Annotated in this window: 14 protein-coding genes and 2 pseudogenes; 10 read left to right on the plus strand and 6 right to left on the minus strand. The window is 64.8% G+C overall.

Features of this window, described 5'->3' with window-relative positions; genetic code table 11:
* Window positions 1–729: 729 nt before the first annotated feature.
* Window positions 730–966, plus strand: coding sequence for a hypothetical protein (locus GVY64_RS35785; RefSeq protein WP_159850979.1), 237 nt, complete (start codon window positions 730–732; stop codon window positions 964–966).
* Between the two features lie 12 nt (window positions 967–978).
* On the opposite strand, the gene GVY64_RS35790 is transcribed toward GVY64_RS35785, so the two are convergent.
* Together GVY64_RS35790 and GVY64_RS35795 are read right to left on the minus strand one after the other, a co-directional pair.
* Complete coding sequence (locus GVY64_RS35790; RefSeq protein ID WP_159850981.1) at window positions 979–1350, minus strand: hypothetical protein; 372 nt, start codon at window positions 1348–1350, stop codon at window positions 979–981.
* The gene (locus GVY64_RS35795; protein WP_159850983.1) at window positions 1350–1742 is read right to left on the minus strand and encodes a hypothetical protein; all 393 of its coding nucleotides are present in this window, start codon (window positions 1740–1742) and stop codon (window positions 1350–1352) included. The genes GVY64_RS35790 and GVY64_RS35795 overlap by 1 nt, the downstream gene beginning before the upstream one ends.
* A gap of 360 nt (window positions 1743–2102) precedes the next feature.
* Here GVY64_RS35795 and GVY64_RS35800 point away from each other — a divergent pair, with 360 nt between their 5' ends.
* Entirely contained in the window at window positions 2103–2498 is a 396-nt protein-coding gene (locus tag GVY64_RS35800) for a hypothetical protein (protein WP_159850985.1), read from the plus strand.
* Window positions 2499–2504: 6 nt separating this feature from the next.
* Here the strand turns inward: GVY64_RS35800 and GVY64_RS35805 are convergent, their stop codons facing one another.
* Both GVY64_RS35805 and GVY64_RS35810 read right to left on the minus strand, forming a co-directional pair.
* Window positions 2505–3470 (minus strand): hypothetical protein, encoded by a 966-nt coding sequence (locus GVY64_RS35805; protein WP_159850987.1) that lies wholly within the window; start codon window positions 3468–3470, stop codon window positions 2505–2507.
* The gene (locus GVY64_RS35810) at window positions 3470–4219 is read right to left on the minus strand and encodes a ParA family protein (RefSeq protein WP_159850989.1); all 750 of its coding nucleotides are present in this window, start codon (window positions 4217–4219) and stop codon (window positions 3470–3472) included. The genes GVY64_RS35805 and GVY64_RS35810 overlap by 1 nt, the downstream gene beginning before the upstream one ends.
* Window positions 4220–4317: 98 nt before the next feature.
* On the opposite strand from GVY64_RS35810, the gene GVY64_RS35815 reads away from it, so the two are divergent.
* From GVY64_RS35815 to GVY64_RS35830, 5 genes are all read left to right on the plus strand, one after another.
* Entirely contained in the window at window positions 4318–4593 is a 276-nt protein-coding gene (locus tag GVY64_RS35815) for a hypothetical protein (RefSeq protein WP_159850991.1), read from the plus strand.
* Window positions 4590–4997, plus strand: coding sequence for a hypothetical protein (locus tag GVY64_RS35820; RefSeq protein WP_159850993.1), 408 nt, complete (start codon window positions 4590–4592; stop codon window positions 4995–4997). Before GVY64_RS35815 ends, GVY64_RS35820 begins: the two co-directional genes overlap by 4 nt.
* A 14-nt stretch (window positions 4998–5011) precedes the next feature.
* Window positions 5012–6343: a helix-turn-helix domain-containing protein gene (locus tag GVY64_RS35825; RefSeq protein ID WP_159850995.1), complete on the plus strand. Its 1332-nt coding sequence runs from the start codon at window positions 5012–5014 to the stop codon at window positions 6341–6343.
* A 476-nt stretch (window positions 6344–6819) separates the two neighbouring features.
* Window positions 6820–6954 (plus strand): hypothetical protein, encoded by a 135-nt coding sequence (locus GVY64_RS38825; protein ID WP_268895711.1) that lies wholly within the window; start codon window positions 6820–6822, stop codon window positions 6952–6954.
* Between the two features lie 3 nt (window positions 6955–6957).
* Window positions 6958–7227 (plus strand): NUDIX hydrolase, encoded by a 270-nt coding sequence (locus GVY64_RS35830; RefSeq protein WP_201298319.1) that lies wholly within the window; start codon window positions 6958–6960, stop codon window positions 7225–7227.
* A 155-nt stretch (window positions 7228–7382) separates the two neighbouring features.
* Here the strand turns inward: GVY64_RS35830 and GVY64_RS35835 are convergent.
* Window positions 7383–7649: pseudogene (locus GVY64_RS35835) on the minus strand (DUF4158 domain-containing protein); the annotation flags it as partial.
* 153 nt (window positions 7650–7802) lie between these two features.
* On the opposite strand from GVY64_RS35835, the pseudogene GVY64_RS35840 reads away from it, so the two are divergent.
* Together GVY64_RS35840 and GVY64_RS35845 are read left to right on the plus strand one after the other, a co-directional pair.
* Window positions 7803–8126, plus strand: a pseudogene (locus GVY64_RS35840) (helix-turn-helix domain-containing protein); the annotation flags it as partial.
* 454 nt (window positions 8127–8580) lie between these two features.
* Entirely contained in the window at window positions 8581–9492 is a 912-nt protein-coding gene (locus GVY64_RS35845; RefSeq protein ID WP_159850999.1) for a hypothetical protein, read from the plus strand.
* Window positions 9493–9530: 38 nt separating this feature from the next.
* Here the strand turns inward: GVY64_RS35845 and GVY64_RS38455 are convergent, their stop codons facing one another.
* Window positions 9531–9749 carry a hypothetical protein gene (locus GVY64_RS38455; protein ID WP_236567521.1) on the minus strand — a complete coding sequence of 73 codons (219 nt, stop codon included), beginning with the start codon at window positions 9747–9749 and terminating at the stop codon, window positions 9531–9533.
* On the opposite strand from GVY64_RS38455, the gene GVY64_RS39350 reads away from it, so the two are divergent.
* On the plus strand, window positions 9730–9801 hold the full coding sequence (locus GVY64_RS39350; protein WP_442939685.1) for a hypothetical protein: 72 nt from the start codon (window positions 9730–9732) through the stop codon (window positions 9799–9801). The genes GVY64_RS38455 and GVY64_RS39350 overlap by 20 nt on opposite strands.
* Window positions 9802–10105: the final 304 nt, after the last annotated feature.

Below are 10105 nucleotides of genomic sequence, written 5' to 3' on the forward strand. Positions count from 1 at the left end.
TATACGGCAGGGAAGTTTGGGTGAACAGCCTGGCCAGATAACCGATTTCGGGCTCGGCATCCCACAGCTCGACCGCGGCGTTGAAGAAGTCCAGGTCGCTGCGTTTCTGCCGGGGCATGAGGGCCAGCCTGCCAGAGCACTGCGCCGTTGTGGTGGCACCACTCGCATACCTTGCCGACCGGGCGGCCCACAGCACCAGGAAACGCGCTCGGGCTCGCATACCTTGCCGACCCGAGACGGTTATCCACGCATACGTTGCCGACCGGCGCCGAAGCGGAGTTGTCCTCACATACCTTGCCGACCAGTCCCCAATCTGGGGATCCGCCGCCGCTGCCAGCAAGTTATCCACGCATACGTTGCCGACCAGATCGGCCGTGTTTTCCCAGGATTGCTCGCATACCTTGCCGACCCACTCGCATACCTTGCCGACCGCGCCCCTGTATTTGCGCAGGTGACACGCACAAAATCGCGTCCGCCTTTAGTTCTTTCCTGTTGAGAACTACCTCTAGTAGGCTGGCCGTGGCTGTGAATGGATTCCGGCCCACATCACAGGAATTCTGGCCTTGACTAGGGCAACTTTCCGGTCACGCAGCAGTTCAGCCCACATCCAGCTTGCGCTTTCCCGTGCCTTCCCGTCTCGGTGTGTCTCGGGTTTACGCGTCGCCGACACGGCTCTTGCGTCACGGCGATTTAGGCGCTGCGGCGCGTGGTTCCGTACGGTTTCGCCTCATGACGGGATCACACGCAGACCGCGCCGAGGGGTTCGCCGCGAAGGCGGACGAAGCAATGTGGGCGGTGCTCGATGTGATGGACAGTTTTACCGAGCAGGACGAGTGGTCAGATGTCCTCACGCGCAGGCATTGGCGAGCCGTACTGCTCGCCTGGGCGAAAGTTCACGCAATCCAGGGTCAGACGCAGATCCATGCCATGCTTGCGCTCCTCGACAGCACGGCCGCGCGCGTCTAACTTGCCCCAGTCTCAGTCGCCTTCTTCGCGTTCACGAAGTCGGCGGTCGGCCCGCTCGAAGAGAGCACGCACTCGCCACTCGGCCTCGGCGATTTCCTCAGCAGTCGGCTCGGCATGGTCACCGCCGCGGCGTCGGGCCGCTTCCTCGGCCTGGTACTGAATCTCGTGTTCGGCTTCTGATTCCAGGGATCGGGCTGCTTCCTCGGCGCGCTCCCGGGCGGCCTCGACGGGGTGTTCGCGCTCCCAGACCACCGCGTCCCGGGCCGCGTCGGCCAGCAACCGAGACCGGCACGCCTTGGAGACCCATTCCGAGAAGTTCTCCCCGGCTTCCTGCTGTATCCGCGCGAACAAGACGTCGTCCATCTCGATGATTGCGGTTGCCATCAGCCCACAGTAGAAGCATCCTCGCGGCGGGATGCAGGTATGAAGACCACAGCGAGGACGACCAAACCCGCGCCGGCTGCCAGGCCACGCGCGGACACCGCCGGGTAGAGGCCAGGCAAGCGTTCGATCGACGTGCAGAACGCCACAACGGCCATGCAAGCGCCCATGCCGAAAAGCCCTTGGCGAGTAGCGCGATACAGCCGTGGTTGTGCCCGACGTTCCCATACGACGGCGATGCCGGCGAGATACGCCGTCGGCGGGATGAGCCAGGTCAACCACGCCATGAATACCGACATATGCATCACTGCGGCTCCCGCTGGCCCGATGGCAAGGGTAGCTTCAACCCCGCAGGCGATAACCACTGTGGCGGCCGCGGCGTAGCGGATAGCCATCAGTCGGCGTTGCCCAACTTCACCTCTCGGCGCTGACGAGCCACGAATCCCTGAGCCCATCCCATTCATCTTCCCGACGATGGCGATGGCGATGGCGTGGTGGTCGACAGCGGGTCGGTGATCGTTCCCCCGGCACCGGGACGCGCCGTACCCTGGCTCGTGGTGGCAACGGCACCGATTGACGGTAACCCCACACCATCCAGCCCCACCTCCGGTGCACCCCACAGCGGCCTGTGATGAGATCTCGAAATTCGGCCCTCTGTCGAAAACTATTTGTAGAGTTGATATCTCGTTATACCGTCAGATCGGCCGCCTGGCCGCGCGGTAGACAGATTGCCGATTCCACAGCGAGGACGCGACATGACGCTCGGCGACAGACCCCGCGGGACACCCGCTCCCGTCCATCCCTTGCGGCCACGTGGACGCTACGCCGGCCTCGTGCGCTACACCGTGATCTTTCCGATGGTCGACGAGAACGGCGAAGACACCAGCGAGAGCGTGTGTTTCGTGGTCAATGCCGAAGCGCTGCCTAGCGTCAACGACTACCTCCACTTCGAAGTGGACGGCGCAGCGCTATCGCTGGTAGTCGAGTCCGTATCGCACTGTTTCTCCGCCGCGAAGAACGGTGCTCGTGCCTTCGAGTTTCTGGTAGGCGCCAACGCCGAAGCGCATAGTTACCGCCAGGTGCGGAGGCTTCAAGACCCTGCCCAGCTCCACCGCTGGATCGCCCAGTTCCCGATGCTCGAACCCGACTGAGACGCCCTACGGTGCGGACTTGCTGACGGCTTTCTCGATCCGCTTGGCGTGCGCCATGAGCGCTGCCGCGAAGGCCTTCGCCTCTGCGGGATGCTTGTCGGCGCGCTTGGCCACCTTGTCGGCCAGGGAGGCGATTCGGCCGGTCTCGGCTTCGAACCAGGAATGCTGCTCGGCGTCGTCGTCGGCCGCTTCCTCAGTTGGGGCCTGGCCGGTCACTTGCGCCAAGACGGTCCGCACTACCTCGGCGGCTGTTTCGCGGTTCCATTCGCTGCCCGGCGGGAGTGCGACCAGGGTGGCCTCGGCGGCCTGGCGTACCAGTTCGCCGGTGATCTTCGGGCCTTTGCCGTTGGCGGCGGCGACCTGCTGGGCCAGCGCCAGGTACAGATCAGCGGCGGCCTGCTCGCTGTGGTGCTTGCTCAGCGGCACCAGCTCGCGCGTCTGACGCTCGTTGATTTTGTCTCCCATGGGAGACGAAACGATGGGTTCGGCGATCGGGGCGGCCTCGATCAGTCGGTGCGCGTTTGCGCGGCGCATCCCCCATCGTTCCGACACGTAGTCGTCGAACGTGGCGTGTGTGGCCCGATACAGCTTCGCGTCCCGGATGACCCGCAGGGCCTTGCCTGCGATGTAGAACGCTACCCGGGCCACGTCCAGGGCGGCCTCACAGGCGGCCAGGTCACCACGCTCTTTTTCGCTGAGTTCCCCCGTGGCGTCGGGCTGTTCGTAATGCTCGGGAACAATGTCCGCGAGCGACGCTGGCGCAGTGGGTTGCAGCGGCTTCGGCAGGACGGTGAGGGCGGCGTGCGCCGTGGACTCGGGGCCGGCCTGTTGTCCGTTGGCGATTTCGCGACTCCATTCGGCGTCGCGCAGTGGGGACACCGGCGGCGTGGCGCCCTGCTCCAGGGTCTGGGGCTGCTGTGAGTCCGCGGCGCCCTTGTTCTTGCCGCCGAGCTTTCGAACGGGTGGGGGCATCAGGCACTCACTTCCTGTTCTGCGGCGGCCGAGTTCGTGCGGAACCGTGCCACCAGCTCGTCACCGACTTGCTTGTATTCGCCCAGGTCATCCAGGGGGTTCTCCGCGCCATCGCCGATATCTCCGTCAGCGGCCTCGCGGTACCACTTCCAGTTGCTGATGTATGCCTGGAACACCCCGTATCCCGAGTCCTCGGCCCGCTTGCGGTACTTGCGGTATTCGCTGGAGACGTTCTCGCCGTTCTTCATGGTGACCGGGCATTTGGTCATCAGAATGTGGACTTCGATCTCCCGCTCGGTGTCGGCGGTGGCCTCCTCGCATGCCTTGTAGGTGGAGGGGATGCGCTTCATGTCGGCCCCGGTCGCGCCCGCCAGCATGATGAGGTCGTCGCTGTAGGGAATCGCGCCCTTCAGGATGGCGTCGGATTCGCCGCCTACGTCGATGATGATCACGTCGTACTGGTCGGCGTTGTCGGCGATGCAGTCCGCGATGTGTCGCGAGGGGAAGTGGATCAGGTTGAACGGCACGTCGATCTCGGCGTTGCGCAGCAGCCGGTACCAGGCGTAGCCCGTCTGCGACAGCGGATCGGCGTCCACGATCAGGACCCGCAGATCGTGCACCTGGGCGAAGTAGGCGGCCAGGAAGAACGCCGACGTTGTTTTGCCTACGCCACCTTTCAAGTTGCCGAGGGTGATGACGTACGGCTTCGGCAAGCGAAGTAAGGAGAGTGGAACGGCGGTGTCGGTCACGGAAGATCCTCCCGGTGACGGGATGGTTGGCGGGCGATATGTGTGGGAGATTAGCGCACCAACGGTCTCACATGTGCATACCGGAGTAGCATTTGGGTATGGCGAGGAAGCGGCAGACCCGCAAAGTGACCGTGACCGTGCCCGAAGAGGTCGCGGCCACTCTCGACAACTGGCGCGACGGCGGGACGATCGAGTCGGTGAGCGCGTTCGTCGCCGAGTCGATCCAGGCAGCTGTCGATCGGCAGAAGTCCCTGGCCACCATCGAATCCGTCTACGGCGGCCGACCGCCGCTGGAGATGATCAACCGCGGCCGCGAGCTGCTGGGCCTGCCGCCACTGTCGTCTGACGAACACCCTGCTGCCGGCGCCGCATGAGCGCAACGGCCCTGTCCGGGGTCGTGCTCGACCTGGCCGCTGTGCGCGGCTGGTGCCGCCGCGACCCGTATCCCCACGCCATCACCTGGGCGACCGCCGAGTCGGGCAACACCATCGTCGTACCCGCCGCCGTGCTGACCGCCGCCTACGCGCTGATTCCGTCCGACCAGCACGACATCCTCGCCGCCCTGGTGGGCATGCCACACACGCTGGTGGCCGCCTGCGACGAGGCCTCCGCCGGTGACATCGGCACCTTGCTGGCAGGGAAGTCGAACGCCGACGCATTGTTGTCGGCGGCGCACGCTGTGCGCGAATGCCTCTCTCGGCGCTGGCACGTCCTCACCGACCGCTCCGAGGTGCTGCTCGACATCGACTCGGGCACGCTGACCGACACCATCCCATAGAACGAACCAGCGGCATGATGCGAGGCGAGGACATCCGGGCAGCCCGGAAAGCGAGGGGATGGTCGATCCCGATCCTCGTCGCGGCCTTGATCGAGGCCGCTGGCCGCGACGGCGTCCATCTGATGACCCCGGCCTCGCTGAAGACGTCGGTGTCGCGGTGGGAGAACGGCCACGTCGTACCCGACGACCTGTACTCCAGGCTGCTGGCGACGGTGCTGCATCTGCCGTACGCCGGCGACCCGCTCGCTCGAGGACGTGAGTATCAGCGCGACGTCGCCGCCGCGATCACCGTGCTCGACGGGTTGGCCGACAGCGACAGCGGCAACGATCCGGCACTGGTCACCGCGGGAGCGATCACCAGCATGGGCGCCTCCCAGGTCGTGACCGGGTACCTGTTCGCGCAATCGCCCACCCTGACGGTGGAGCCAGACGGCCCGGTACACGGGGTCGCGATCGCCACCCGGATCCGAGACACGGTCTCGATGATGATGTCGATGGACTTCGCCCGCGGTGGTGGGCACGTGCGGCGCACGCTGCTGCAGTTCTTCCGCACCCAGGTCGTGCCCGAGCTGCACGCCGTGCATCCGCAGCGGGTGCGCTGCGAGATCTTCTCCGCCGCCGCCGAAGTCGTTCAGCTACTGGGCTGGAGCGCCTACGACGCCGGACGCCACCCCGCCGCGATCAGATACTTCATCCAGGGCCTTCGCCTCGCCGAGGAAGCCGGGGACATGCGGATGGACGCCCGACTGCTGGCCAACCTGTCTCATCAGAGCAATTTCGTCCACCGCTTCGACGACGCGGTCATGTACGCGCGGGCGGCGCAGTCGGCTCTGCGTGGACATGGCACCCCCAGTGTCGAGGCCATGTGCGTGATGATGGAGGCACGCGGGCTGGCCAGCCTGGCCGATCGCAAGGGCACCGCCGCCGCGATCCACCGCGCCGAGCAGCTGTTCGAACGCCGCCACGGCGACGAACCGACCTGGATCGGCTACTACGACCCCGCCGAACTCGCCGGCGACGCCAGCCACTGCTGGCGCGATCTGCAACTCGTACCCCAGACCCGCACATTCGTCACCGACGCTCTCACCGACGACACCCCACCCCGGACCCGGGCGTTCATCCAGATGGTCTCGGCCGAAGCATCCCTGGTCGCTGGTGACTGGGAGGACGCTGGGGCACTGGCCGCGGCCGCCGTCGTCAACGGCGGTGACCTGCGGTCGGCGAGATACCTCCAGTACCTGCACGATTTTTACGGTCGGCTGCCGCTCAGCGCCGGCCAGCATCCCACGCTCGCCGAGTTCGTCGACCTGCTGAACCCCCGATACCCGGCCATCGTCAAGCAGTAAGCTTTGTGATGACATGGCCGATCGCTTCTGGCCTGCGGGGGCAATGCAGCCGGACAACAGCAACTGTCTTGTCGTCGTGGCGTTTCGAGCGTGGTCGGATCTTCGCCGTTGGGGTCGGCTGACTCCTCCCAGTGTCAGCACTGTTCGAGAAGCGCTTCGAGAGCGACGCTGTCCATGTCGGCGAGCGCCAGGAGATCAGCGCCTTCTAGAAAGCCACCGGCCAGAGCCCGGACTGGGCACAGATCGCCGCCGCGGCCGCCGACCAGCACGGAATCCCGCTGTTCTCCGACGCCGACGACGCGGCCGCGCAATACCCGTGGCTGGCCACACACGGCTGGGTCTACCAACGCGGCGAGAACCTGCACTGGGGCAAACGCGCCGAAGCCGAAGTCGAACGCCGAGCACAGCTCTCCGCCACACCGCAGCCGTGACGCCGCCGCTGTTGCTCCGGCACCCGCGAGGTGTAGCTCTCCCCCATGGGACGACGCATCGACTACCACCACGACTCAAACGCGCCCGCCGCCGCCAACAGCGTCCGCCCGAGCGCCGGCGCATTCGTCCGCCGCGGCGAGACCGTCCTGCTGATCTGCCGCAGCGACAACGGAAACTGATCCATGCCCGGCGGTGCCCACGACACCGGCGAATCCCTCAGCCACACCGCGATCCGGGAGACCATTGAGGAAACCGGTGTCGAGGTCCGCCTCACCGGCCTGCTCGGCGTCTTCACCGACCCGCACCACGCCATCCACTACACCAGCAACGACGAAGTGCGGCAGGAATTCACAATCGTCTACCGCGCCGAACCACTCGCCGGACAGCCCACACCCAGCAGCGAAAGCACCCGCGTCGACGCGGAGAGGTGGGCCCGATGGCGGCGACCGTGACCCGGATCCACACCGCCGCGCCCCGTACCCTGCGCGGATCAGCCGAGGCGTTCCTGGATTCGATCGGGCCCGGCAACACCCGCCGCGCCTACGGCATCGCGGTCGTCAAGACCGTCGACCAGCTCGACGGCCGCAGTCCTGACGGACTACATCTGGACCGGGTCCACCCGAAGCTGCTCGGCGAGCCGGGCCACCGTCACCGGCGCCGTCGTCGCCCGCCCCGGCACGAACCCCAGCCACGGCAGCGTGCACAGCGCGATCGCCGACCCTAACCGGTCCGCCGGTCCCCGGCCCCGGCCCGGATCCGCGAACGCCAGATCCGCCGGGCTCAACGTGAAAAACCGGAACAACTCCTCCCGGCTGATCTGCGGGAACCCCCGCAGACGCTCCAACTCCTCGTCCGCGAACACCCGCGTCGCCACGAACCCTGACCTCCAGCCCGCCGATCAACCCTCATCGGCAGCCAAGCCGAGCACCAACCACTCCACCACGCACACCGAACACGAAACCCTGCTCCACCAGCCCACTACGCCATATCCGCCCGAAATTCGGGGTACTACGGCGACCCCGACCGGCAGGGGGTGCGGGTGGAGTTCGTGAAGGAGTCGCTGACCTTCACCGGGGAGGACTCCCCGATGGCGCATCTGCTGCTGAGTGTGATGGGTGCCTTCGCCGAATTCGAACGCGCCCTCATCCTCGAACGCCAGCGTGAGGGTATCGCCGCCGCGAAGGCCCGCGGCGCCTACACCGGCCGCAAACCCGCCCTCACCACCGAGCAAGCCGACTTGTTGCGCGCCCGCGCCGCCGCCGGGGTGCCGAAAGCGGCGCTGGCCAGGGAGTTCGGCGTCAGCCGCGAAACCGTCTACGCCTACCTGCGGGCCGAGACCGTCACGGCCTGAGCTGCGATGGTTCCGGTTTCGAACACGAAACCGAGAGCCTTCTGACGTGCTGTTGTTCGGGCTACGTCTGGGGCTTGAGGAACACCGACCGGGATCGGGTCGGCCGAGCACAGTTAGAGTTTGACGGCCACAGACTTGGAGGAGCTTTTCATCATGAACGTCCATCCCGACGTGGCGGTATTAGGGGTCGAGGAACCTGTTTGAGAAATCCGGCGTTTAGCTGTTACCGCGTATAGTAGCTGACTTATGCGGTAACCTCGGGTCCGTGGCGATGAGGGGTTTGTCTTAGGGGGCTGTTGCAGTGAATGCGGGACGAGATGGTCGAACTGCTCAGCCGCCGGACTGGTGAGGATGGGGCAGTTCGGATGCTGCCCGCGACGGCGAGTCGGCCTGTCGGTCCGACCGGACCGGGAACGCGCGAGGCGACGCATTCATGCCGTGGACAGCAGGAAAAATGAGCAATTACACCCGCCGATTATTACTCGATGCCCGTGACACATTGTCCCAGCTTCTCGAAAAATTAAGTACCGTCCGGGAAAAGCAATATCGCGATTCAAGTCATAACCTCAATGAGGTCGTGGCTGCCCATTTGGACGCCGATGGAAAATTCGTACCCAGCATTTCTGAACGCGCGTTGGGAGATTTCCAATTTAGAAGGATTTTCCTCCCCGGCAGGGAGGGGTGGAGTGAAACTTATAAAGCGGTATCCCATACCGGCGTGAGTATTTACAAGCCCGCCAGCGGTGAAAATCTGAGCAATTCCATGGCCGTTTATTTCCCGCAGAAGCATGGAGAGTACGCCAAGCGGGAAGTCGCTGCATATCGAGTCAACGAACAGCTCGGATTCAGCTTGGTGCCGCCGACCGCGATGGTCGATGGCCCCAAGGGACCGGGCTCGAATCAACAGTTCGTGCCGTCACGGCCAGCCAAAGCTACCGATATGTACGACGAACTGCAGCAGCAACAGATGGCTGTGCTCGACTACATCATCGGAAATCTGGACCGCCTGGTTCGCAACTATCGGGTAGCCCCGAACGGCGACCTCGTTGCAATCGACCACGGAAGCTCATTTCCGGAAAAGCCGGGACTGGGTATTCGATCCAAATTTGTAGATAAATTCAGAGGGGTGCCGCTGGGCGAAAAAGTTTTGGAACATGTCGATGCGGTGGACGTAAAAGTCTTTCGTGAATCATTACGCGAGCTAGAACTCAGCGATAGAGCCATCGACGGCGCAATGGAGCGCCTGAACGAAATTCGCTCCCAGAGGAGGGTGATAGGAAATAATTGGCTCGCTCCCGACTATGTACAGGATTTTGTTGATTCTTTTAGAAAACGTCTCCGTGGACCTCTTGACACGGGGCCGTAGCGACCTACCCGTCCCCTCAATGATGAGTATCGCCGATTTCAGTCCTCTTCCGGGGCGTCGGGATCGCGCAGCGGCCGGTGCGTTCCGCCGAGGTCAGGCAGGTGGAAGGCGTAGTGCCCGTCCAGGCCGATGTGGCCGCGGATGAACGCCGACATCCCCGACTGGAATACCGGGACCACGACTACCGAGACTTCATCGATCTGTACGGCCACGGCGCGATCAACGACTATCTCGGCGCTGGCCAGAGAGTTCGGCATCAGCCGCGAAACCGTCTACGCCTACCTGCGGTCCGAGACCGTCACGGACTGAGCTGCGACGTTTCCGGTTTCGCACACGAAACCGAGCACTTGTCGGTGGCGGGGGCTGGCGCGCGTTCTGGAGTGTTGTCCCAGTCGCGCACGCGACACGCGTGAACGCTGCGCGGTGCTGGTGATGAGGCGTCCGAGGTCGCCGCGTTCATCGTTGCGGCGCTGCTGGTGCTGCTGCTGATCGCGATCGCGATTGCGATCCGGATCGCAGGCGCCCACCGGGCGCGGTGGCAGATCTCGCGGGCGGTCGATATCGACCAGTCGATGCGGCATCTGGATCCGGTGCGCCGGGCGTGGGAAGCGGA

The organism is Nocardia sp. CY41, assembly GCF_009829325.1.
GTDB lineage: Bacteria > Actinomycetota > Actinomycetes > Mycobacteriales > Mycobacteriaceae > Nocardia.